Origin of the sequence: Aeromicrobium sp. YIM 150415 (assembly GCF_016918125.1) — a bacterium.
GTDB classification, from domain to species: Bacteria; Actinomycetota; Actinomycetes; order Propionibacteriales; family Nocardioidaceae; genus Aeromicrobium; species Aeromicrobium piscarium.
In genome coordinates, this window is the sequence record NZ_JAERWM010000013.1 from 1 (window position 1) to 22,493 (window position 22,493).

The 22,493-nt window shown below is 69.0% G+C and carries 23 protein-coding genes and 1 tRNA gene; 4 read left to right on the forward strand and 20 right to left on the reverse strand.

Annotated elements, in window-relative coordinates:
• Positions 1–135 precede the first annotated feature (135 nt).
• The 3 genes from JL108_RS09480 to JL108_RS09490 all read left to right on the forward strand — a co-directional run bounded on the left by JL108_RS09480 (position 136) and on the right by JL108_RS09490 (position 2,587).
• On the forward strand, positions 136–927 hold the full coding sequence (locus tag JL108_RS09480) for an IclR family transcriptional regulator (RefSeq protein WP_205198070.1): 792 nt from the start codon (positions 136–138) through the stop codon (positions 925–927).
• Positions 928–1,029: 102 nt separating this feature from the next.
• Positions 1,030–1,713 (forward strand): hypothetical protein, encoded by a 684-nt coding sequence (locus JL108_RS09485; RefSeq protein WP_205198071.1) that lies wholly within the window; start codon positions 1,030–1,032, stop codon positions 1,711–1,713.
• Between the two features lie 100 nt (positions 1,714–1,813).
• Entirely contained in the window at positions 1,814–2,587 is a 774-nt protein-coding gene (locus JL108_RS09490) for a hypothetical protein (protein WP_205198072.1), read from the forward strand.
• Between the two features lie 32 nt (positions 2,588–2,619).
• Here JL108_RS09490 and JL108_RS09495 read toward each other — a convergent pair whose 3' ends face one another.
• From JL108_RS09495 to JL108_RS09520, 6 genes are all read right to left on the reverse strand, one after another.
• Positions 2,620–3,162: a cyclophilin-like fold protein gene (locus JL108_RS09495; protein ID WP_205198073.1), complete on the reverse strand. Its 543-nt coding sequence runs from the start codon at positions 3,160–3,162 to the stop codon at positions 2,620–2,622.
• On the reverse strand, positions 3,159–3,824 hold the full coding sequence (locus tag JL108_RS09500; RefSeq protein WP_205198074.1) for an SDR family NAD(P)-dependent oxidoreductase: 666 nt from the start codon (positions 3,822–3,824) through the stop codon (positions 3,159–3,161). Before JL108_RS09500 ends, JL108_RS09495 begins: the two co-directional genes overlap by 4 nt.
• Positions 3,825–3,865: 41 nt before the next feature.
• Positions 3,866–4,723 (reverse strand): aldo/keto reductase, encoded by an 858-nt coding sequence (locus tag JL108_RS09505; RefSeq protein WP_205198075.1) that lies wholly within the window; start codon positions 4,721–4,723, stop codon positions 3,866–3,868.
• Positions 4,720–5,301, reverse strand: coding sequence for a DapH/DapD/GlmU-related protein (locus tag JL108_RS09510; protein WP_205198076.1), 582 nt, complete (start codon positions 5,299–5,301; stop codon positions 4,720–4,722). Before JL108_RS09510 ends, JL108_RS09505 begins: the two co-directional genes overlap by 4 nt.
• Before the next feature lie 117 nt (positions 5,302–5,418).
• On the reverse strand, positions 5,419–6,312 hold the full coding sequence (locus tag JL108_RS09515) for a helix-turn-helix domain-containing protein (protein WP_205198077.1): 894 nt from the start codon (positions 6,310–6,312) through the stop codon (positions 5,419–5,421).
• A gap of 199 nt (positions 6,313–6,511) precedes the next feature.
• Positions 6,512–6,601: transfer RNA gene (locus JL108_RS09520), tRNA-Ser, on the reverse strand.
• Positions 6,602–6,738: 137 nt separating this feature from the next.
• On the opposite strand from JL108_RS09520, the gene JL108_RS09525 reads away from it, so the two are divergent.
• Positions 6,739–7,833, forward strand: coding sequence for a S1C family serine protease (locus tag JL108_RS09525; protein ID WP_205198078.1), 1,095 nt, complete (start codon positions 6,739–6,741; stop codon positions 7,831–7,833).
• 64 nt (positions 7,834–7,897) lie between these two features.
• On the opposite strand, the gene JL108_RS09530 is transcribed toward JL108_RS09525, so the two are convergent.
• From JL108_RS09530 to JL108_RS09595, 14 genes are all read right to left on the reverse strand, one after another.
• Entirely contained in the window at positions 7,898–8,863 is a 966-nt protein-coding gene (locus JL108_RS09530; protein WP_240190884.1) for a zinc-binding dehydrogenase, read from the reverse strand.
• A 7-nt stretch (positions 8,864–8,870) separates the two neighbouring features.
• Entirely contained in the window at positions 8,871–9,434 is a 564-nt protein-coding gene (locus JL108_RS09535) for a carboxymuconolactone decarboxylase family protein (protein ID WP_143912825.1), read from the reverse strand.
• Positions 9,431–10,099, reverse strand: coding sequence for an SRPBCC family protein (locus tag JL108_RS09540; RefSeq protein ID WP_205198080.1), 669 nt, complete (start codon positions 10,097–10,099; stop codon positions 9,431–9,433). Before JL108_RS09540 ends, JL108_RS09535 begins: the two co-directional genes overlap by 4 nt.
• A 20-nt stretch (positions 10,100–10,119) precedes the next feature.
• Complete coding sequence (locus JL108_RS09545; RefSeq protein ID WP_205198081.1) at positions 10,120–10,956, reverse strand: cyclase family protein; 837 nt, start codon at positions 10,954–10,956, stop codon at positions 10,120–10,122.
• A 4-nt stretch (positions 10,957–10,960) separates the two neighbouring features.
• Positions 10,961–13,315 carry a xanthine dehydrogenase family protein molybdopterin-binding subunit gene (locus tag JL108_RS09550; protein WP_205198082.1) on the reverse strand — a complete coding sequence of 785 codons (2,355 nt, stop codon included), beginning with the start codon at positions 13,313–13,315 and terminating at the stop codon, positions 10,961–10,963.
• Positions 13,312–13,794 (reverse strand): (2Fe-2S)-binding protein, encoded by a 483-nt coding sequence (locus JL108_RS09555; protein WP_143912829.1) that lies wholly within the window; start codon positions 13,792–13,794, stop codon positions 13,312–13,314. Before JL108_RS09555 ends, JL108_RS09550 begins: the two co-directional genes overlap by 4 nt.
• Positions 13,791–16,178: a xanthine dehydrogenase family protein molybdopterin-binding subunit gene (locus JL108_RS09560; RefSeq protein ID WP_205198083.1), complete on the reverse strand. Its 2,388-nt coding sequence runs from the start codon at positions 16,176–16,178 to the stop codon at positions 13,791–13,793. Before JL108_RS09560 ends, JL108_RS09555 begins: the two co-directional genes overlap by 4 nt.
• Positions 16,175–17,035, reverse strand: a complete 861-nt coding sequence (locus JL108_RS09565; RefSeq protein ID WP_205198084.1) for a xanthine dehydrogenase family protein subunit M — start codon at positions 17,033–17,035, stop codon at positions 16,175–16,177. The genes JL108_RS09560 and JL108_RS09565 overlap by 4 nt, the downstream gene beginning before the upstream one ends.
• Complete coding sequence (locus tag JL108_RS09570) at positions 17,032–17,871, reverse strand: carbon-nitrogen hydrolase family protein (RefSeq protein ID WP_205198085.1); 840 nt, start codon at positions 17,869–17,871, stop codon at positions 17,032–17,034. Before JL108_RS09570 ends, JL108_RS09565 begins: the two co-directional genes overlap by 4 nt.
• Positions 17,868–18,680: a cupin domain-containing protein gene (locus JL108_RS09575; protein WP_143912833.1), complete on the reverse strand. Its 813-nt coding sequence runs from the start codon at positions 18,678–18,680 to the stop codon at positions 17,868–17,870. The genes JL108_RS09570 and JL108_RS09575 overlap by 4 nt, the downstream gene beginning before the upstream one ends.
• A gap of 108 nt (positions 18,681–18,788) precedes the next feature.
• Positions 18,789–19,382, reverse strand: a complete 594-nt coding sequence (locus JL108_RS09580) for a cupin domain-containing protein (RefSeq protein ID WP_185973041.1) — start codon at positions 19,380–19,382, stop codon at positions 18,789–18,791.
• A gap of 116 nt (positions 19,383–19,498) precedes the next feature.
• Positions 19,499–20,308 carry an ABC transporter permease gene (locus JL108_RS09585; protein WP_205198086.1) on the reverse strand — a complete coding sequence of 270 codons (810 nt, stop codon included), beginning with the start codon at positions 20,306–20,308 and terminating at the stop codon, positions 19,499–19,501.
• Positions 20,309–20,341: 33 nt separating this feature from the next.
• Positions 20,342–21,136: an ABC transporter ATP-binding protein gene (locus tag JL108_RS09590; protein ID WP_205198087.1), complete on the reverse strand. Its 795-nt coding sequence runs from the start codon at positions 21,134–21,136 to the stop codon at positions 20,342–20,344.
• The gene (locus tag JL108_RS09595) at positions 21,123–22,205 is read right to left on the reverse strand and encodes an ABC transporter substrate-binding protein (RefSeq protein WP_205198088.1); all 1,083 of its coding nucleotides are present in this window, start codon (positions 22,203–22,205) and stop codon (positions 21,123–21,125) included. The genes JL108_RS09590 and JL108_RS09595 overlap by 14 nt, the downstream gene beginning before the upstream one ends.
• Between the last annotated feature and the right edge of the window lie 288 nt (positions 22,206–22,493).

Sequence of the window (22,493 nt, forward strand, 5' to 3'; positions counted from 1 at the left end):
GGGCCCCCCGTTGGGTGAGCCCGGTACGTCCGCGTTGCCCATGTGACGGCTGCGGGGGGGGGGGGGGCGGCCCGCCCCCCCCCCCCCGCTACTCTGTGCCCACAGCATGCAGTCCGCGCACAGAGAGGGGTGCCCGTGACCTCGGAACCCGATGCGACCGACGGCATCGATCAACGCAACTACGTCGGATCGGTGCTGAAGGCCTGCCGGCTGATGGCCTACTTCGACCACCAGCGCCCTGACCTGACGCTGGCGGAGATCGCCGAGCGGTCGGGGATGAACAAGACGACGGTCTACCGTCTTCTCAACACGCTGGTGATGGCCGGATGGCTCGCCCGGGGGGACGGCAACTCCTACCGGCCGACGATGCGGGTGTTCCAGATCGGGTCGGTGGCCCTGGCGTCCACGACGCTTCCGGCGGAGGCCAAGCCGCTGCTGCGCGAGCTCGCCGAGGACTTCGGCGACACCGCCTATCTGATGGTGCCCAGCGGCCGGCATGCCGTCTGCATCGATGCGGTGACCGGTGATTCCCCGGTCACCGTCAACGCCGTGGCGATCGGCTCCAGCCTGCCGCTGCACGCGGCCGCCGGACCGGTGACGATGCTCGCCTTCGTGCCGGGGCTGCTGGAGGAGGAGCTCGCCCATCACGACCGGGAACCGTTCACGCCCGGCACGGTGACCGAGGCCGAAGACCTGCGGGCGCTCGTGGCACGCGTCCGCGACCAGGGGTACGCAGTGAGCGAGGGCGACTTCCTCGGCAATGTGGCGGCCGTCGCAGCTCCGATCTTCGGCCCCGATGGCACGTGTATCGGGACGATCAGCCTGGGCGGGACCGTGGACCGGATTCGCGGCGAACGGTCCGAGGCGATCCTCGAAGCCGTGCGCGGGGCCGCCGGACGGCTCACCTCCCGCTTGCAGGGTCGTTGACGACCCGGCGGTGACGAGTCCCACACGGGTCGCTGAGCACACCATCCGAAGGTGACGATAGACTCCGCTTGTACCACAAACGACTTTGGAGGGAAACCCCCCATGAAACGACACCAGCGCCTCGCTGGAGCCGCCGCCGCTACCGTGCTCGCGACCTTCGGCCTGGCTGCCTGCGGCAGCGACGATGCCGACGAGCCCGAGAGCTCCGAGACCACCCCGGCCGAGGAGACCGAAGAGACCGAGGCCGCCCCGGCCGCTGAGGGAACCCCGTCCTGGGCCGCCGAGCCCACCGACGGTGGCGAGCTGATCTCCACCATCGAGGCCGGTGACGTCACGGTCGAGGTGTACCAGATGGGCACCGCACCGGCTCCCAAGGACGGCAACTGGGTCGACCCCGACACCAACGAGCCGCTGATCGCCGAGGGCGACGACCTCGTCTTCCTGAACTACGTGGTCACCAACAACGGCGACCCGATCGACCTGGGCTCCAGCCTCGTGGACGTCTCCGCACGCTACGACGACTGGGAGTACATGCAGGGCATGGGCGGCATCACCGACTCGGCGCTGGCCGAGGAGATGGGCATCGTCACCAGCCCGATCGACGAGATCGCCGATCCGACGGTCTACACGCTCGGCACCGGTGAGAGCTACTCCTTCGGCGAGAACTTCCACTACCAGGCCGACTCGCCAATCACCTTCGACGTCACGATCACGCCGGTCGACGAGAACGGCGACCTGATCCACGACGACAAGATCGAGGCCGAGGGCACGGGCACCGTCGCCTGATCTCCTCCTTCACGAGGCCCGGATCGCACCCGCGGTCCGGGCCTTCGTCATTGCCGACGACACCGTAGCCTGGTGACCGTTCCGACCGAGGGGGTTCCAGGTGGCCGAGAAGCCGGAGAGGTTCTTCGACGCACGCGGGAGGCAGGAGTATCTGACCGCGCGCGAGGCGGAGCTGCGGGCTGATCGTGGCCGGCGGGCGCCGCTCGGCGAGGTCGCCGGGGTCTTCGCCCGGCTGCTGGCGGTCGAGCTCGCGACGATCCTTGGGCTGATGGTGCTCATCGCCGTGCTCGCCCGGCTGGAGGACGGCGACGCCGGGTGGCAGTCGGCCTTCCTGGGGCCGACGCTCCTGCTCCTGGTGCCGCTGGCGGGGACCGTGTGGACGCTCATCTCCCTCGGCAAGCACGAGTTCTCGGGCCCGCCGGGACCCATGGCGATGCGAGTGTGCGTCGCCCTCATGGTCGCCGCCTTCATCGTGTTCATCCTGGCCGGCGTGTGGGTGCTCAGCCTGCTGGACCCTGGCACCTACGACGCCTCGACCGTCTCGCAGCTCTCGTGGGCGGCGATCGCCGTGCCGACCACGATCATCGGCATCTGCCTGCTCCTGCTGTGGACGTGGCGGCTCCCCCTCTGGCTGAACCTGACCCTGGCACTCGCTCTCATCGCGGTGGTGGTGTTCGTGGGCCTGCTGCCGGTGTTCCAGGTCATGGGAGCCGCCTGGCCCGATCCGCTGCTGACGGGACTGCGGGTGGCGGGGCCCGTCCTGCTGGTGATCGCCGTCGCTCTGCTGCCGACGGAGCGCGCACTGCTGCTGGCCGAGAACGATGTGGTCGGCGAGGCCATCGACCGCGTCCTGGGCGACGACGACTCCCGATGACGGTTCGGGAGCGGCCCTAGCCGGACGCGATGTCAGCCGGCGCGCTCGAGGGTGACCGGCCGCGGCTCGCTCCAGCCCCGCAGGTGCGAGGGGTCGCCATCGAGCCGGCCGAGGCGCACGATCCCGGTATAGCGCGGCACATCGGTGTAATAGAGGACGACGACACCATCGGGCGCGTAGTAGCCGATGGTGCCCGCCGGGGCGCTCTCGCCGGCCGGCATGCCGTCCATGGGCAGGGACTCGGGCAGGGTGGCCAGAACCTCCTGACCGCCGTAGTCGGCGAAGTCGAGGGTGAGCGGCAGCTGATCGAGCAGGGCACGCCCCGCGGGATTGTCGTGAACCGTCGCCGACAGCGTCCGGTCGCCGATCACGACCTGGATCGGGGTCTCTCCCATGTCGTCTCCTGTCGGTTCGGGATCGGGAGTCGAGGACGACGGGGATGCCGGCTCGGTGGTCGTCGGCTCGCTCTCGTCGTTCTCCTCGGTCGCTCCGCACGCGGTGGACACCGCGCAGCAGAGCAGCAGCACGAACACCGCGGTCCCGGCTCGGCGAGCCGCGCCGCGGCGGGGTGTCACGCCGGGCCCTCCCCGACGGTGACGCGAAACGTGCCAGGTTCGGCATGGAGCTGCCACAGGCGCTCAGCGAGAGCATCGGGCTCGTAGAGCCGGTCCCCGCCCCCGATCGCGCCGGGGATGATGAGCTGCGCGACGCCGATGCCCTCGGCGGCGAGAGCATCGTGCAGCATCCGCCCGTAGGCCGACTCCCCCGCGAACGCGACCGACGTACCGGCGACCGCGGCATTCGGGGTCGCCGCGCTGGAGCCATTGGGCAGGAGGATCGTGCCACCGCCGAGTTCGCGCATGCCCGGCAGCACCTGGCGCACGGCCGTGGCCGCCCCGAGGATCGAGAACTCGGTCGCGGCCCGCAGATCCGCCGTGGTGGTCTCGGCGACCGGCTTGAGGAACTCCTTGCGAGGCACCGGACTGTACTGCAGGACGGAGACCGGGCCGAGGTCATCGGCGGCGGCCGCCAGCGCGGTGGTCAGCGCCTCGGGATCCCGCACGTCGGCGGCATAGCCGCGGGCGGTGACGCCGTCGACCGCGAGCTCCTCGGCGAGCCGGTCGACATGGGCCTGCGTGCGCGAGATCAACGCGGCCCGGAATCCCTCACGGCCGAAGCGGCGCGCGACGGCGGCGCCCAGACCCGGCCCGGCACCGACGATGGCGATGGTGGTCATGGCGATGGTCCTCTCACTTGTGGCGGCTTCCGCCACCGGGGTCACCGTCCGCTGTAGACGGGGAAGGCGGCGTGCTCGCCGTAGTCCGTCTCGTCGAGGGGCCGGAGCGTGTCCATGTCCTCATCGGAGATGACGAAGTCGACCTCGGCGTTGGCGCGCAGGTGGTCGGGGTTGGCGGTCTTCGGCAGCGAAACGGTGCCCAGCTGCAGCGTGTAGCGGATGCAGAGCTGGGGGACGCTCACGCCGTATCGTGCGGCGATCGCGGCGAGGGTCCCGTTGTCGAGGATCGCGCCGTGCGCGATGGGCGAGTAGGCCTGCACGAGGACGTCCTTGCCCTGGCAGTAGTCGATGAGCTCGGTCGGCGTGTTGCCGGCGTGGACGAGGATCTGGTTGACATGCGGTGTCACGGTGCCGTGGTCGAGGATGTTCTCCAGGTCCTCGACCACGAAGTTGGAGACGCCGATCGATCGGAGCTTGCCCGCCCGGTAGGCCTCTTCGAGCGCACGCCAGGCCTGGCGGTTGCCGTCGGTGTAATCACCGCCGCGGAAGTCGTCCCAGGGCTGCGGCGCGTGGATCAGCATCAGGTCGATGTACCCGATGTCGAGCTTCGCGAGCGACTCGTCGATCGCCGCGACCGCGGCGTCGTAGTCCTTGATCTCGGCGGCCAGCTTGGTCGACACGAAGAGCTCCTCGCGAGCGATACCGCTGGTGCGGACGCCTTCGCCGACCCCGCGCTCATTGCCGTAGGCCTGGGCGGTGTCGATATTGCGGTAGCCGATCTCGACCGCCGCGCGCACGGCCTCCGCCACCTTGTCGTCGTCGACGAACCACGTGCCCAATCCCAGCTTGGGGATCATCACGCCGTTGGACAGGGTGTACGTCTCGTTCAGGATGCTCATACGTTCGCTCCGTTCTCGATCTCACGGATCACCCGGGCGGGCACACCGCCCACGATGGTGTTCGCCGGCACGTCCTGGGTGACGACCGCCCCGGCGGCGACCACGGCTCCGTCGCCGACGGTGACTCCGGGAAGGATGGTGGCATTCGCCCCGACCCACGCGCGGGCACCGATGACGACCGGTTTCGGCACGGTCGTGGCGCGCAGTGCGGGATCGAGGTCGTGGTTCAGGGTGGCGATCACGGCATTGTGGCCGATGAGGGCGTCGTCACCGATGGTGATGCCGCCCTGGTCCTGGAACCGGCACCCGCTGTTGATGAACACCCGCTCGCCGACCCGCAGATTCTTGCCGCAGTCCGTGGTGAACGGCGGGAACACGCGGAAGGAGTCGGGAACCTCGCGCCCGGTGATGCGCGACATGATCTCGACCCGCTCCTCGGGGGTGGTGTAGCGGGTGTTGAGCTCCATGCACAGCTCGATGGCCTCGTTCGCGAGGTCGTCCATCGTCCGCGCCAGCTCGGTGCCGGGACGCGCGGGCGTCCCGGCCGTCATCTCGTCGATGAAGTCGTCGGTGTTCATGCTCTCCTTCGAGGCCAGGGCGGGTCCGGCGGTCCTGTCCTCCACGGTAGGTCGCGAGAGGACGACCTGGGAGTCCCTCTCGGTACCTCCCTCCAAGGGGCCTCCCGACGAGGAGCGTCAGCGCTCGGAGGTCCCCTCGCCAGGCACCTCGGCCACCCCCGCCTCCGGAGAGCCGGCCGCCCAGGACGCGAGCATCCTCATCGCGTCCTCGGACGACGACCCGGGCTCGGCGGCGTAGATCGTCCACGTGAGACCGCGCTCGGCCTCCATCTCCATGCCCTCGTAGGCGAGGGTCATCTCCCCGACGACCGGGTGGTGGAAGGTCTTGAAGCCGCTGCCGTGGTGCCGCACGTCGTGGGCGCCCCACCGCCGGCGGAACTCGTCGCTGCGAGTGGACAGCTCGCCGACGAGGTCGTGGAGCTCCTTGTCGTGCGGATCGCGGGCGGCCTCGGTACGCAGGATGGCGACGGTGATGTCGGCGAAGGCGTCCCAGTCGGGATAGAAGGCTCGGGCACGGTCGTCGAGGAAGGTGTGCCGGGCGATATTGGGCGGCTGTCCCGGCATGTCGTACAGCTCGGCGTAGAAGGCACGGGCCAAGGGGTTCACGGCGAGCAGGTCCATGCGGCCGTTGCGGACGAAGGCCGGGCCCGCCGTCACCGCGTCGAGCGCCCACTGCAGACTCCGATGCGGCGACCAGCCTCGGGACGTGCGCCGCCGCGGCCGGGCCACCGGGCTGGCGGCCTGCGCCAGGTTGAACAGATGGGCGCGCTCGGCATCGTCGAGCCGCAGCGCTGCGGCCAGGGCATCGAGGACCTCGGGGGAGGCGCCCGAGATCGCACCGCGCTCGAGCTTGGTGTAGTACTCGACGCTCACACCGGCGAGGGTCGCCACCTCACTGCGGCGCAGTCCGGCCACGCGGCGGCGACCGCCCCGGGGCAGACCCACCTGATCGGGCGTGACCCGTGCGCGGCGCGAGATGAGGAATTCGCGAACATCGGCGCGATGGTCCATGGCCCCACGGTAGTCCGGCGGCGTGCTGGGAAGGAGTCTCTGCCGGTACCTCCCTCCGCTCGGATCAGGCCCGCTCGGCGGCCCCTCGTGATGGTCGAGTCGCCCTCGACGGAGATCAACGAGTGGTGCACCGCCCGAAAATAAGGAGACCTCCGAATCCTGAGGGTTCGGAGGTCTCCGATGTCCTGAGACATCACAATGGCGGTGGCGGTGGGATTTGAACCCACGGTGGGTTTGACCCCACACATCATTTCGAGTGATGCACCTTCGGCCGCTCGGACACGCCACCGCGAGGTACCTTACCGGACCGGCCATGATCACCCACGCGGCGGGTGATCGTCAGGACTCTTCTGATTCTCATCGCCCTTCCACAACAAACGCACAGCGAGCGGGACTTCACTCGAAGACAACCGCTCAGGAGGCGTCATGAACACTCACCGATCCGCTCGACTCGCCCTCGCCGGCGCCCTGGCCGCCCTCACCGCGGGCGTGGCCGGCCTGACCTACGCGGCCACGGCCGACAGCGAGTCGGCCACCGTCAGCGCCGCGCAGCAGCCCATCGTCGTCGCCGTCCCACCACCGCCGTCCCGGGCCGACGAGACCACCAGCTCCGCCGCCGACGCCACGACAGCGCAGGAACAGGGTCTCGTCTACATCACCACCACCGTCGACTACGGGCGCGCGGAGGCAGCCGGCACCGGCATGGTGCTCACCTCCGACGGCGAGATCCTCACCAACCACCACGTCGTCGAGGGCGCGACGAGCATCCGGGTGCAGGTCGTCACGACCGGTGAGACGTACAGCGCCGAGGTGGTCGGCTACGACGCCACCCACGATGTCGCGGTCCTCCAGCTTCAGAACGCATCCGGGCTGACGACGGCGGATCTCGATCGATCGGGCACCGTGGCCGTGGGCGACGAGATCGTGACGGTCGGCAATGCGCATGGCGATGGTGGAGCGGCGAGTGCCGCGAGCGGGATGGTCACGGCGCTCGACGAGTCGATCACGGTGCAGGACGAGCAGACCGGCTCCGGCCGGCAGCTCTCGGGCTTGATCCAGGTCGATGCCGACGTGGTCGCCGGGGACTCGGGAGGCGCGCTTCGCGATGCCGACGGCGACGTGATCGGCATGACCACAGCGGCCTCGAACGGCGCACCCGAGGTGACCGGCTACGCCATCCCGATCGAGCAGGCCCTCGATATCGCCGACCAGATCACCTCCGGCCAGACGAGCGCCACGATCACCATCGGCTCGACCGGTTTCCTCGGACTCCAGCTGGACGAGCGCGGCGGTGTGCCGATCGTCGCGGGAACGATCGAGGGATCACCCGCGGCCGATCTCGGCATCGCCCAGGGCAGCACGATCACCGGCATCGACGGTGAGACCGTCACGACCGCCCGGCAGCTGTCCTCGGCGATCGCCGCTCACGCGGCCGGGGACGACGTGAACATCACCTGGCTCGACGCGGCAGGAGCCTCCCACACCGCCACCACCCAGCTCACCGCCGGCCCGATCGACTGACGAACCCGTTGAGTGTGGGGGCACCTCACACTCAACGGGTTCGGGTCAGCTCGGGTGGTGAGGCTCAGGAGACGGCGAGCAGCAGCTTGCCGACGGAGGCTCGGCTCTCCAGATGACGGTGCGCCTCGGCCGCCTCGCTCAGCGGCCACACACCCCCGGCCACGGCTCGCAGGGCCCCTTCCCCGGCACGCGCCAGGACATCATCGGCCCTGCTCCGCCACTCCTCCGGCGTGCGCGCATAATCCCGGCCCGCAGCACGCGTGACATAGAGTGAGCCATCGCCCAGCCGTCCGAGATCCAGTGGCGGCACCGGCCCGCCGGCCGCGCCGTACAGCACCAGCGCACCCCGGGTCCGCAACAGTTCGAGCCCCCGCAACGCGGACTCGCCTCCGTTGGCATCGAAGACCGCGCCCGCCCCGTCGGGGACGATCGACCGGAGATCGTCCACGAATCGCTCGGAGTCCACCACGACATCCGCCGCCCCCGCCTCGAGGGCGGCAGCCTTCTTGTCGTCGCGGGAGACCACACCCACGACGCGCACGCCCCGCGCTCCCAGGAACTGAGTGAGCAGCGTGCCGACCCCGCCGGCCGCGGCCATCACGACCGCGCTGTCGCCCGTCTCCAATGTCCACGTGGACTCGGCGAGGTACTGCGCCGTGACACCCTGCATGAGCACCCGCGCAGCATCCTCATCGGCCAGCTCGGCCGGCACCGGCACGAACATCCATGCCGCGCCCACCACCTGCTGCGCGTAACTGCCCGCGACCTTGCTCCAGGCCACCCGGTCGCCGACTCGCAAGGAGTCCACCTCGGGGCCGACCTCGATCACCTCGCCGACGCCCTCCACACCGGGGACGGAACCCGGACCAAGCGGCACGACTCCACGACGTTGCATCACGTCCCAGAAGTTCACCCCGCTGAACCGGACCGCGACTCGCACCTCAGTGGGCCCCATCGCCGTCGACGGGACGTCAACGAGCCCGAGCACCTCCGGGCCGCCGGTACCGCGCGCGGCCATCGCCTGCACCATCGTCACGTCACTCCTCGGGGATGCCGACGCCGAAGAGCGTCATCGTCTGCGCGAGTGTGCGGTAGTACCCGACCAGCACGGACAGCTCGACCAGCTCTTGATCGCTGAGGATCGCCGAGGCCCGCTCGAACTCCTCATCGGTGACCACACTCGACTGCAGGAGATTCGCGACCACCTCGTAGCTAGCCTGCTCGGTCTCGTCGCGGCCCTGGAAGCTGCCCAGCGAGATGGCCGTGATCTCCTCATCGGTGACGCCGATCGAGCGCGCGACACGCTCGTGCGCCCACCACTCGAATTGACTCCCGAGCGCGTGTCCCACCTGCAAGATGGCGATCTCGCGCACCCTGTCACTGAGGTTCGTCTGGAACCGGATCGCCGACCCGAGTGCCTGCAGCCGGTCCCCGATCCTCGGGGCGTGCAGCATGACCCCGAAGGGTCCCGTCAAGGAGCCGTCGGAGTCGACCAGCGGGAAGAGTTGCTTGCCCTTGGCCCGGTCGCCCCCGGCGATCGCGTCGTAGACGGCCCGCTGCTCGTCGTCGAGCTCCCCGGGCACCAGCTTCTTGAGTCTCATCGTGTCTTCCTTCCCCACAGCAGCCAACCGAGCACGAGGCCGGCGATGCCCCCGGCGATCGCCTGGCCGTACCGCTCCTTCACCATCGGCACCAGCAACGACATCGCGTCCAGGCCGGCGTCGGCGCTCTCGGTCGTGGTCGCGCCCGTGCCGGCACTCGCCTGAGCCGGGCCCGCGCCGGGCCGAGCCGTGGACTCCTCGGCTCGGGTCGCGGCTCCGCCACCGGCGAGCTCACGGCTCAGGTTGTCGGTGAACTGGCCGATGAGGCGGTTGCTGACATCGGCGATCGCGCCCCGCCCGAACTGCGCCATCCGACCGGAGATGTCCAGCTCGGTGTCGATGAGGACGCGGGTCCGCGCCTCCCCCTCCGACTCCAGCCGCGCCGCGATACGGGCATTGGCCGCCGCCTGACCCTTCGGATCCTTGCCCGCCGCAGCGATGACGGCCGACTTGGCGGCGTCGTCCTTCTCCGCGAAGCGAGCCGTCCCCTTGAAGTGGGCGCCGATCGGGCCCACCTTGATCTTGACGCCGCCGAGGTAGTCCTCGCCGTCACGTCCGTCCAGGACCGCGCCCGGCATACAGGGGGCGATGCGTTCCAGATCGGTGAGCAGCGCCCACGTCTCCTCCACCCCCGCGTCGATGGTGAACTCGTTCTTCAACAACATGGCTGTGCCTCCTCTCCGTCTCAGTTGCCGGCGAATCCGGCGAGACCCTCGATGACCTCGTCCTCGCCGCAGTCGAAGAAGGCCATGATGCGGCACGGGCAGGCCTCACCGCCCTCGATCTTCCACGGGAACGCTCCGATGATCGCGCGCTGGTTGAGCACGCTCTTGAGATCGCCGCCCACGTTCTCCGCATGGATGCAGCCGTCCTGGAAGGCCAGGTGGTGCATCGGGAAGATGTCGGACGTGATCTCGCGGCCCGACATGTGGTGCGTGTAGGTGTACTCGCCGAAGAACTCCTTGTAGGACATCCCCACGTGCTTCTCGAACTGCTCCAGCAGATCGGGGCGCATGTTGCGGATGGTCGTGTTCATCGGATGGTCCCCTGAACCGGCGTCGATGCCCCACCAGCGGATCTCCATGTCGGCCATCCACTCGGCCAGGCGGGCGCTGCCCCCGGGGTGCATCGTGAAGTAGCGGACCAGGTCCTGTTTCGGCATGTCCTGGTAGTAGTCGATGAAGCCCGTGTGGATGATCAGGATGTCACCCTTCTTGATCTCCACATTGCGGGTGATGTGCTCGGGCTCGATCAGGTCCCAGTCGCTGACGACATCGGAGACATCGACGATCGCCCCGGGGTGGATGAGCTTGTCGAGCGGGAGCGAGGCCATGTCCAGGCCGCCGTCGGTGCCGTGCATCGGACCGTCGAGGTGCGTGCCGGTGTGCAGGGAGGACTCGATGCGCTGCGACACGATCTGGTTCGTCTGCAGGTTCTGCGTGTAGTACATCTTGTTGCCCGCGTAGCCGACCCAGCCGGGCGTGTGGATGCTGTACGGATGGGTCATGTCGACGATGCGCATGTGCTTACTCCTTGGTGGTGAGATGTTGCGTGGTGGTCTGGTGCAGGAGCCGGTGCAGCGTTCCCGGCGTGATGGGGACGGCGTCGATAGCGCCCGGCTGCTGCAGCGCATCGTCGACGGCCGAGGCGATCGCGGCGGCGACGGCGGTCGTGCCGCCCTCCCCCGCGCCTTTGACCCCGAGGGGGTTGAGCGGGCTGGGGGCGTCCTCGGTCACGAGCGTCTCGACATCGGGCACCTCGGCCGAGGTGGGGATGAGGTAGTCCATGAAGGTGGTGCAGAGCGGCGTGCCGTCGGGGGCGTACAGGAACTCCTCGTACAGCGCTCCGCCGAGCCCCTGCGCGACTCCGCCCGCGATCTGTCCTTCGACCAGCGTGGGGTTGAGGGCCCGGCCGACGTCGTAGGCCACCATGAACCGCTCGACCTCGAGCCGTCCCGTCGCCTCGTCGATCCGGACGAGAGCGGCGTGCAGGCCGTAGGGATAGGTCATGTGATCGGTGTGGAACCATCCATCGGCCGACAGCCCCGGCTCCTCTTTGAGGTCGTTGGCCCGCAGCGGCTCCAGGAGTCCGGCGATCCGGCCCAGGCTCAGGCCCTGTTCCGAGCCCTCGACCTCGACGACCCCGCCGCGGATCCGCAGTTGCTCGACGCTGACGGCGAGCTCGGCCGCCGCCACCCGGAAGGCCTTGTCGCGTAGCGCCGTCGCGGCGTTCAGGGCGGCCGATCCCGCCATGACCGCCAGCCGCGTCGCGAACGCCCCTCGCCCGTACTGGAACTGATCGGTGCGGCCGCGCACCACGCGGATCGTGTCGTGGGGAACATCGAGCACCTCGGCGACGACCTGCGCGAGGACGGTGTCGACCCCCTGGCCCACGGATGAGGCTCCGCAGATCACCGTCACCCCGCCGGCGTCGTCGATGACGACACGGGCGCCCTCCGAGGGACCGATCCCGCTCTTCTCGACGAAGTACCCGAACCCGAATCCGACCCGTTCTCCGGCGGCCCTGCGGCGCGACACGGTCTCGCGGATCGTGGAGAAGCCGAAACGCTCGGCCGCCTTGTCGAACAGCAGCGCGTAGTCGCCGGAGTCGTGGACCATGTGCGTGCCCATCGCCTCGATCGGCCGCTCGTAGGGCATCTGCTCACGGCCGATGAAGTTGCGGCGCCGCACCTCCTCACGGGACAGGCCCAGACCGTGCGCGATGGTGTCGATGAGTCGTTCGCGAGCGAAGGTGCCCTCGTAGCGGCCCGGCGAACGATAGGTGCCGGCAGGTGTCTTGTGGGTCAGGCGCACGTGTGCGGTCACCCGGAAGTTGTCGATGACGTACGGACCGGGCAGCATCGAGGCGGTGAGGGACGCGACCGTCGCCCCGTGCGTGCGCACATAGGCGCCCTGATCGAGGGTGAAGCTCGCGTCGAGGGCGCGGATGTAGCCATCGTCGTCGACCAGGGCCCGTAACCGGTGATGCTGTCCGCGTGAGTGATTCGTCGCCATCAGATGCTCTTGGCGGTCCTCGATCCACTTGATCGGCGCCCGCAGGCGCATCGCCGCCACGGTCACCAGCACGTCCTCGGGGTAGAGCTCCCCGCGCGGGCCGAAACCGCCGCCGACATGGGTCTCGCGCACCACGACCCGCGACGGGGTGAGACCGTTCATCGCAGCGATGGCCTCGCGATTCCAGAACGGGACCTTCGCGGCACCGTCGACGATGAGCTGTCCCTCCGCCTCGTCGTAGACGGCCACGAGTCCCCGGCACTCCATCGGCACACCGGTGTGACGTCCGATACGCGCGTCCATCGTGAAGACCCGGCCCTCACCGGACGAGAAGGCCGCATCCACGTCGCCATAGCCGATCGTGAAGACGCTCGCCTCGGAGTCCTGCGCCGGGAGGTTCTCCCCGTGGCCCGCCGCCCAGCTCGCCTGTTCGGCGTCGACCCAGTCGACCGGCTCGGCATCGGGGTCCAGGTGAGCCGGAAGCGGCTCGATCTCCAGGTCGACGAGCTCGGCCGCGTCCTCGGCCAGATACGACGACTCGGCGAAGACGACCGCGACCGGCTCTCCCACGTAGCGCACGATCGAGCGTGCCAGCACGGGTTGACGGTAGGGCAGCAGCTCCTCGCGCGGGGTCAACCGGAACCCGATCGCCGGGAGATCCGCGATGTCCGCGTAGGTCCACACCGCTGTCACGCCGTCGAGCCGCAGGGCCTCGGTGTCATCGATCGACACGATGCGGCCATGGGCGATCGGGGATCGCACCACCCGCATGTGCAGCTCCCCGGCACGCTGGGTGTCGGCGGCGAACCGGCCGGCCCCGCGTAACAGGACCCGGTCCTCGATCCGGAGAGCTCGTGCGCCGATCACCCCCGCATCTCCTCTGCCGCGGCCATCGTCGCGGTGACGATGTTCTGATACCCGGTGCAGCGGCAGAGATTCGAGGAGAGCACGTCGCGGAGCTCGTCCTCCTCGGCCTGTGGATGTTCCTCCAGGTACCCGGCCACCAGGGTGAGGAAGCCCGGCGTGCAGAACCCGCACTGCAGGCCGTGGTGCTCCCAGAAGGCCTTCTGGACCGGGTGCAAGGTCTCGTCATCGGGAGCGAGCCCCTCGACCGTGCGCACCGAGGCGCCTTCGGCCTGCACCGCGAACATCAGGCAGGCGCGGACCGGCTGCCCGTCGAGCAGCACCGTGCACGCACCGCAGACACCGTGCTCGCAGCCGAGGTGCGTGCCGGTCAGGGAGCAGTCCTCCCGCAACGCATCGGCCAGGGTCCGCCGTGGCTCGACCTCGATGTCGTAACGATCTCCATTGACGTACAGGCGCACAGGCACCGTGGATCGGGTCATGACGCGGCCTCCTTCGTTCGGCTGGCTTCCCGGATCGCCGTCCGCAATCGGTGTGGGGTGGCGGGCAGGTGGAAGACTCCGATGCCCAGCGGAGAGAGCGCATCGGAGATGGCATTCGCGACGGCCGCCGGCGCGCCGATCGTCCCGCCCTCGCCGACTCCCTTCGCCCCGGTGATCGAGGCCGGAGAGATGGTCTCGAGGTGAGCGATCCGGATCGGGGGGATTTCGGCCACCGTCGGGGGCAGGTAGTCCATCAGCGAGGTGGTGACGAGGACGCCACGGTCGTCGTAGATGAGCTCCTCGTAGAGCGCATTGGCGATGCCCTGGGCGATGCCACCGTGGATCTGCCCGTCGACGACGGCGGGGTTCACCAGCCGGCCGGCGTCCTCGGCGACCAGGAACCGGTCGATCCGGACCTGGCCGGTGTCCGGATCGACCTCCACCTCCGCGACGTGACAGGCATTCGCGAAGGTCCCGGCCGGGTCGTAGACGCCCACCGCCTCCAGCGCCGGCTCGCCTTTGTCGGGGATGAGCTGGGAATTGTGGTAGGTGTCGCGGGCGAGGACGCGCAGAGCGATCTCCTCGCCGGTGTCGCGGCGGCGCGCGTGTCCGCCCACCAGGTCGATGTCATCGGGCAGTCCGCCGAGCCGATGCGCCGCCAGCACACGGAGCCGTTCGGCCAGCTCGCGGGCGGCGATCAAGGTGGCGCCACCGGCGATGACCATGGCCCGGCTCGCGAAGCTCCCCCAGCCGTAGGGCGTGACATCGGTGTCGGAATCGATCACGCGCACGGAGGAGGGTTCGATGCCCAGGGCGTCGCTGACCACCTGGGCGAGGGTCGTCCGCAGCCCCTGTCCATGAGGAGAGGCGCCGATCCGCACGGTCACCCCGCCGGAGGGGTCCATCGTGCAGATGACGCGTTCGGCACCCGGTGTGATGGTCGCGATGGCCTCGCGCCCCAGGCTCATCGGAACGGACCGGGCCGCGAACGCCGGAGTGCCGTAGCCGGTGCGCTCGGCGAAGCTCGAGAATCCGATCCCGAGATAGCGGCCTTCGGCGCGGGCGGCTCGCTGCCGGTCCCGGAATGCCGCGAGATCGGCCATGTCGGCTGCGAGCTGCAGCGTTTCCAGGTGGGACGCTTCGTCGAGCACGAGACCGGACGGCGTGCGGTGGGGAAACTCGCTGACCAGGTTCTTGCGGCGGATCTGCACCGGATCGAGATCCAGTTCGGCGGCGGCGACATCCATGAGCCGCTCCATCGCCAGCACCTGCACCGGCCGGGACACACCGCGGTAAGGAGCGATCGGGCATTTGTTGGTGAGGATGCCGCGCGAACGCACCGAGTACTCGCGAACCCGATAGCAGCCGGGCAGCTCAGCCATCGCCATCAGCGGCTCGACCCCGAAGGTCACCGGATAACAGCTGTACGCTCCGACATCGCAGACCAGGTCACCGCGCAGAGCCAGCAGCTCGCCGTCGGCGGTGAAGGCTCCTTCGATGTCGTAGACCTGCTCGCGACTGTGCCACGCCGCCAGGAAGTTCTCCTCGCGCGTCTCGATCCACGCGATATTGCGGCGCAGCGTCCGGGCCAGGTGCACGACCACGACGTCCTCGCGAGCGAGGGTCATCTTGGCACCGAAACCGCCGCCGACATCCGGCGAGATCACCCGCAGATCGTCCTCGGGGATGCCGAGGCAGTCGGCGATGCCGGTCCGGGTCATGTGCGGCATCTGCAACGTCGCGTGCAGAGTCACGCGCCCGCTGGCGCGGTCATAGGCCGCATGGCTCGCGCGGGCCTCGAGGGGCATCGCGCTCTGCCGGGAGGAGCCCACCTGAACGGCGACGATGCGGTCGGCCGCGGCGACGGCCTCGTCGAAACCCGGCGTATGGATGCGGCCGTCGACCACGGTGTTCGGGTCGCCGGGGTAGTCCGCGTCGTGGACGAGGGGTGCGTCGGGTCGCCTGGCGTCGTCGGCATCGAGCACGGCCGGCAGCGGGTCGATGTCGACCACGACCTCGTCGAGCGCGTCCTCAGCCTCGGCCTCGCTCGGCGCGAGCACGACCGCTACGGGTTCGCCGACGAAGCGCACCACCTCATCGGCGAGGATCGGCGTCGAGACCGTCACATAGTCGGGCCGGTCGAGGACGGCGCGGATCGGCCGGAGACCCGCGAGATCGGCGGCGGTCAGGACCGTGACATGGGAGGGGGCGCTGATCGACCGGATCCGCCCGGCGGCATGCGGACTGCGCACGAACCGCGCGTGCAGACAGTCATCGCCGGCGGCCACGTCGGCGACATATCGCCCCCAGCCACGCAGGATGGCGGGATCCTCCAGCCGTGGCAGTGCTCGTCCCGTCCAGCTGCGTGGCTCGTCCGCGGTCATGACGCTGCCCCTGTGGCGTTCAGCGCTCGCGGCAGCAACGCCCGCACGAGATCTCGCCGGTAGTCGGCGTCTCCGTGGGAGTCGGCGGGCGGATCGACCTCGTCGGCGGCGGCCTCGGCGGCCTCGGTCACCGTCTGCGCCGACCATGTGCTGCCCAGCAGGACGGTCTCAGCGGCCGCACTGCGCCACGGCACCTCGCTGACACCGCCGAGGCAGACGCGGGCCCCCGTCACCACGCCCTCCTCCACCTTCACCGCAGCCGTCGCGGCCACGATCGCGAAGTCCCCCGCCCGTCGTGCGAACTCGGCGATACCGGTCACGTGGTGGTCATCGAGTGCGGGCAGGGAGATCGACGTGAGGATCTCGTCGGGCTCCATCGCGGTCGTGAAGATCGCCTGGAAGAAGTCCGCGGCAGGGATCGTGCGCTCCCCGCGCGAGCCGCGCACCGTCATCTCCGCGTCGAGCAATCGCGCCACCAGGCACCACTCGGAGGCCGCATCGCAGTGCGCGATCGATCCGCCGAAGGTGCCCCGCGTACGGATCGGCAGGTGCCCGACCTGCGCGGCGGCCGTTCTCAGCAGGGAGCCCAGGGGCCCGGGGAGATGGGTGTTCTGGACGGTCAGGTGGCGGGTGCGTGCTCCGATCGTCACGCGCTCGTCTCCCGGCGCGATGCCCTCGAGGCCGGGAACCCGGTTGATGTCGATCAGCCGCTCCGGACGCGCCAGCCGGAAGTTCATCATCGGAATGAGGCTCTGTCCGCCGGACAGCACCTTGCTCTCGTAAGGGTCTACCGCGAGCTCGTCCACCGCCTCCTCGAGGCCGGTCGGTCGGACATACTCGAATGCGCTGGGTTTCACCAGATCTCCTTGCCGTCGTAGACGCCGTACACATCGGTTCTCCGGTCGGCCCGTGGCCGGATCCGTGCTGAACGCTCGTGGGCCGCCCGCACCTCCGCGAGGTCGATGACCGCGCGCCCGCGATCCGCTTCTCGCCTCGACAGCGGACCCGCCAGGAGGCGGCCGCGGGCGTCCACGGCCACCGACCCGCCCAGGGTCCGAAGGCCGGGGTGCTCCCCGGCCTGGGAGACCGCCACGACCGCGACCTGGTCGAGGTTGGCCTGGACCAGCACGGCCTCCGCCTGCTGGACCAGGCCCTCCGCCGGCACGTCGGCATCGAATCCGCCGACCCAAGCGGCCGGGGCCAGGACGATGTCCGCGCCCTTGAGCGACAGCAGCCGCAGAGTCTCGACGAAACGCAGGTCGTAGCAGACGCAGATACCCAGGACGCCGTGCGGCGTAGCGACCACCTCCAGCTCCTCGCCCGCCGTGAAGGCCTCCTTCTCCGCGTCGAAGAGGTGCAGCTTCCGGTAGTTGAGCAGCGGACCGTCCGGCCCGACGAGTACGACGCTGTTGAAGTACTCGCCGCCGTCCTTCTCGCAGTAGCCGACCGCGACCAGCCCGCCGTGGGCGCTCGAGACCGTCATCAGATCGTTCACCAGCGGACCGTCGAGCGCCTGGGCGCCGGCCTCCACACTGGCCCGGTCGACGACATATCCGCTGGAGGCGAGCTCGGGGAACACCACGATGTCGGCGCCCTCGCGCAGCGCCGTGCTCGCACGGCCCATCAGGTCTGCGATGTTGTCATCGCAGCGGCCCGGCACGGGCGCTGTCTGTTCGAGGGCGACGACGGTCATGAGAGTTCGAGCTCCGCGGTCAGTCCGTCGACATCGACGCCGACGGCACGCAACATGTCCAGATCCGCCGGGCAGGGCCCGCCGACGCTGATCACTCTCTCCCCCAGGTCGGCGGCCACCGCGTGGACGACCCCGGCGGGGATGTGGACGACATCGCCGGGGCCGAAGGGCAGCTTCGAGCCGTTCGTGACGTCCTCGGCCGTGCCGCGGCCCTCGACGATGTAGATCGTGTCCTCGGAGTACCGATGCACGTGTTCGGTGTTCCGTTCACCGGGTTCGAGGACGACATAGTTCATATTGGCAGTCGCCGCCCGCGCGCCGTACCAGACGACGAGCCGCGCGTCGGCGGAGATGAAGGGGACCATGAGCCCGGGCTCGTCGCGGTGGAATCCGCGCAGCTCGGGGGTGCCCGAGGTCGCCGCGTCGACCTGATCGGCCGGCGTGCCGAAGTCCGGGTCGACCGGGGACGGCCCGCCGATCAGGAACACGGCCGAGGACGCCACGATGCGGTAGTCGGTGCCGGGTGAGACGTGGAACATCCCTCCCTGCTCGAGTGTGAGGTGTTCGTTCGCGGCAGCCGATTCCACCGAGGCCTTCCCGTCGATCACGTAGTAGACCGCCTCCACCTGGTGGCGCATGGCGATCGTCGAGGCACCCTCGACGAGCTCGATGGCGTACAGGCTGCGCAGGCTCGCCCCGGAGCGAGGTCCGACCACCTCGCGACACGACCCGTCGCCCAGGACGATGTCGAGTTCCGGTCCCCACTCATCGCTCCCGATGATCCGAGCGTGGCCTGCTTCGTGTGTCATGACGCTGTTCCTCACTGCGCTCGTCCGCCGCGCGGACTCTTCTTGAATATTGTTAAGTGTAGTTGAAATACACGGGGATGGGGAGGCCCGGATCCGCCACAGGGGCGTTCAGTCGAGCAGGTTGACCCAGACGGCGCGCGCGGAGGAGCGGCCTTCGTTCGCGATGCGGTGGGGTGTGGACGAGTCGTAGCTGATGGCGTCGCCGGCACGCAGCCGGTAACTGGCCCCGGCGAGCTCGACGGTGAGCGAGCCGCTGATGACGATGCCGTACTCACGTCCCCCGTGATGGACCGGCTTGTCGCCGCTCGCGGTGCCGGGGGCATACTCGTTGACCGCCATCTCGAGCCCACGGTCGGCGGCGTGGTGCGCGATGCGGCGCACGACGCCCTCGCCGGTCTCCACCTCGGTCTGCGCGGCGCGCGGAACCACCGGCGACACGGTCTCGGCCTCCGGATGATCGAAGAGATCGTGCATCTGCAGCCGCAGCGCCGAGGCGACGGCGACGAGCGTGCCGATCGACGCACCCGCCACACCGCGTTCGAGCATCGACAGCATCGACACCGACACGCCCGTGCTCTCGGCGAGATCGTTCAGCGTCATATTGATCTGCTTGCGGCGGGCCCGGATCGTCGACCCCACCTTGCGGATGGTCTCGTCAGCCGCATTCGGCTCACCAGTACCGCTCCGAGCGGGGATCTTCACAGGTGTCTCCTCCCGCGCGCCGCGTCGATCCCGGACAGTGTAGTCCAGGTCCCCCTTCGCCACATCGACTCCCATCATGTCTCGGCCTTCGTCGCCTTCCCCGGCCCCCGGCCGCTTCACGAATGCGACCGCCAGAAGACGACCTTGGAGTCGATGTACTCGACGATCCAGTACAGGATGAGACCGAAGATCATCAGCGCCACGATGACGGCGAACCCGCCGGCGACGTCCAGCTGGAAGTTCAGCGACTTGATCAACACTCCCATGCCACGCGAGGCACCGACGAACTCCGCGACGATCGCACCGATCAGCGCCAGCGTGATCGCGTTCTTGATGCCCGCGAAGATCAACGGCAGGGACGACGGGAGCACGAGCTTGCGGTACTCCTCCCAGCGGCTCGCGCCGAGGGATCGCATGAGCGTGCGGGCGTTCCGGTCCACGGTGTCCATGCCGACCATGACGTTGAGCAGCACCGGGAAGAAGCAGATCGTGGCGGCCATGACGACCTTGGACGTCAACCCGAAGCCGAACCACGTGAGGAAGAGCGGCGCCAGCGCGACGCGCGGGGTGATCTGGAAGCCGACGACGATCGGATAGAACGCCGTCTTGGCCCAGTCGTACATACCGAGGGCCGTACCGATCGCCCAGGCGAGGACCACCCCGATCAGGAAGCCGGCGATCGTCTCGGCCATCGTCACCCAGGTGGCCTCCCAGAAGTAGGCCTTGTCGAGCATCGAGACGAAGCTGACGGCCACATCCGAGGGCGGTGGGACGATGATCTCGTTCACGAGACCCGCACGGCAGGCCAGTTCCCAGAGCAGCAGGAACACGACGATCACGAGCACCGGCGGCCATACCTTGGCCCACGGCCCGCGACGAGCAGGACGACCCGCCCTCGTGACGGTGTTCTTTCGTGTCGGGGGCATCTTGTGTGCAGTACTGGTCGACATCGTGGCCTCTCAGATGTATTCGGCGATGGCCTCGCGCACGAGGCTCTCGTTCTCGATGGCCGCGGCGCTCGCGAGGTGCTCGGCGCCGCGCGGTCGCGGCAGATCGACATCGATGATGTCGATGACCTCCCCGGGACGTGGCCGCATGCAGACGACACGATCGGACAGGAACACCGCCTCGGAGATGTTGTGGGTGACGAACAGCGTCGTCCGGCCAAGCTCCTCGTGCAGCCGCGCCAGCTCGATATTGAGTCGCTCGCGCGTGAACTCGTCGAGCGCGGAGAAGGGCTCGTCCATCAACAGCAGGGCCGGATCGGTGACGAGGGCACGAGCCAGGCTGACCCGCTGTCGCATCCCGCCGGAGAGCTCCCAGACATTCTTCTGAGCGAACTCCGTCAGGTGGGTCAGCTCGAGGAGCTCGTGCGCCCGCGCCGTGGCACTCGTCCGGTCCAGGCCGAGGATCTCCACCGGCAGCAGGATGTTGTCGAGCACGGACCGCCAGGGGAAGAGCACCGGCGTCTGCAGCATGATGGCGCTGTCCTGTCGCCCCGGGGCGGCGGGAGTGCCGAAGACGTCGACGGTTCCGGCGGTCTGCGGCAGCAGCCCGGCGATGATGTGCAGCAAGGTGGACTTGCCGCAGCCGCTCGGTCCGAGGAAGGACACGAACTCCCCGGGCTGGATCTGCAGGTCGACATTGCGCAGGGCCGTCACCTCGCCGCCGTCGGCGGTGTCGTAGACCTTGCTGAGGGACTGGATCGTGATGCCCTCACGGGTCACGGACGGCGGCTGCTCAGTTACCGTCACTGCTCCTCGCCTCCTCACGCGTCGCGGCGATATCGAAGTCCCAGTAGTCCGCGGCGAACTGCTCGGCGATCTCGCCTCCGGCGAAGGCCCCGGCATCGGGATCTGTCGTGATCGCGCCGGATTCGGCGAGCACCTCGAAGGTCGTCTGCCACGCGCTGTCGTCGACGTGACCGAAGGGAGTGTCGGCATCGTCGGCGACACCCGACAGCCCGATCGTGTCCTTCACATAGGTGGTCGCGAAGTCCATGTCCTCGCACTCCTGCGGCACGACACGGCAGGCGATGGTGGTGGCGGCCTCGGGGTTCTCCGCGGCGAACACCGCACCGCGGGCCCACGCCCTCGCCATGCCGACGAGCTGGTCGCGCACCTGGTCGTCCTCGAGGGCGTCCGCGGTAGTCACCAGGCAGTCCCCGGGGATCGCGTTGTACTGCTCAGGGGTGATGTCCCGGGTCTGCAGCCGACCATCGGCCGTGAGCGTCGAGATATCGGGATAGCTGCCGGCATAGGCGTCGACCTGTCCCTGCAGGATCGCGTTCAGCGAGGCGGGGCCGGCGTCGCCGATCGGCAGGATGCGGACATCGGCATCCCGCTGGAGGCCGGCCGCCTCCAGGGACGCGTTGACGATGGGCTCCTCGCCGCCGCCGGCCTCGGCGATGCCGAGGGTCTTGCCCTCGAGGTCCTCGACGCTCTCGATATCGGAGTCATCGGGGACGACGATGCGGAAGATGTTCTGCGGCGGGTTGCACATGAGCGCGCGGAGGTTGTCGTCCTTCGAGAAGGCGACGGCGGCGTCGGGGGCACCGGCCCAGCCGGCCGGGACATTGCCGGCGATGAGCTGCTGTGTCACGAAGCCCGAGCCGTTGGTCTCCTCGAACTGGACGTCGACTCCTTCGTCCTCGAAGTAGCCCTGATCCTCCGCGATGAGCATCGGCAGCCAGTAGATCGACTTCTTGTACGAGAGCATGACGGTCAGCCCGTCGTCGCCGCCGGCTCCGTCACCGCCGGACCCACAGCCGGCCAGGCCTGCGACGAGCACCAGTGGCGCCGCCACCCGAAGTAGTTTCCTCATGTTCACCCTCGCTTGGTCGGCGAGCCGCGGGTGACTCCCGGGCCCGATCAGAGTGGACGTGACTCGCATCACATGACGATGAGCATAAGTCACATTGAAGGAAAGTCAACTGTGGTGAAGTTTCAGCGAGGTTAAAGCTGCTTCACATCCATGCAACGGCAGGAGCGACGGGGGTGACGATCCGGAAGGTTAACCAGCCTGAAATTAAATTGACTTGATTGAACAACGCGAGTGGTCCAAGATACCGACATGTGATCCACGCCACCCTGGCCGGATCGCGTCCAGTCG

Coding starts and splice junctions, on each gene's coding strand:
- JL108_RS09485 (WP_205198071.1), top strand. CDS start 1,030: ATGAAACGACACCAGCGCCTCGCTGGAGCCGCCGCCGCTACCGTGCTC.
- JL108_RS09500 (WP_205198074.1), bottom strand. CDS start 3,824: ATGACCACCATCGCCATCGTCGGTGCCGGGCCGGGTCTGGGCGCCGCC.
- JL108_RS09505 (WP_205198075.1), bottom strand. CDS start 4,723: ATGAGCATCCTGAACGAGACGTACACCCTGTCCAACGGCGTGATGATC.
- JL108_RS09510 (WP_205198076.1), bottom strand. CDS start 5,301: ATGAACACCGACGACTTCATCGACGAGATGACGGCCGGGACGCCCGCG.
- JL108_RS09515 (WP_205198077.1), bottom strand. CDS start 6,312: ATGGACCATCGCGCCGATGTTCGCGAATTCCTCATCTCGCGCCGCGCA.
- JL108_RS09525 (WP_205198078.1), top strand. CDS start 6,739: ATGAACACTCACCGATCCGCTCGACTCGCCCTCGCCGGCGCCCTGGCC.
- JL108_RS09530 (WP_240190884.1), bottom strand. CDS start 8,863: ATGGTGCAGGCGATGGCCGCGCGCGGTACCGGCGGCCCGGAGGTGCTC.
- JL108_RS09535 (WP_143912825.1), bottom strand. CDS start 9,434: ATGAGACTCAAGAAGCTGGTGCCCGGGGAGCTCGACGACGAGCAGCGG.
- JL108_RS09540 (WP_205198080.1), bottom strand. CDS start 10,099: ATGTTGTTGAAGAACGAGTTCACCATCGACGCGGGGGTGGAGGAGACG.
- JL108_RS09545 (WP_205198081.1), bottom strand. CDS start 10,956: ATGCGCATCGTCGACATGACCCATCCGTACAGCATCCACACGCCCGGC.
- JL108_RS09555 (WP_143912829.1), bottom strand. CDS start 13,794: ATGACCCGATCCACGGTGCCTGTGCGCCTGTACGTCAATGGAGATCGT.
- JL108_RS09560 (WP_205198083.1), bottom strand. CDS start 16,178: ATGACCGCGGACGAGCCACGCAGCTGGACGGGACGAGCACTGCCACGG.
- JL108_RS09570 (WP_205198085.1), bottom strand. CDS start 17,871: ATGACCGTCGTCGCCCTCGAACAGACAGCGCCCGTGCCGGGCCGCTGC.
- JL108_RS09575 (WP_143912833.1), bottom strand. CDS start 18,680: ATGACACACGAAGCAGGCCACGCTCGGATCATCGGGAGCGATGAGTGG.
- JL108_RS09585 (WP_205198086.1), bottom strand. CDS start 20,308: ATGCCCCCGACACGAAAGAACACCGTCACGAGGGCGGGTCGTCCTGCT.
- JL108_RS09595 (WP_205198088.1), bottom strand. CDS start 22,205: ATGAGGAAACTACTTCGGGTGGCGGCGCCACTGGTGCTCGTCGCAGGC.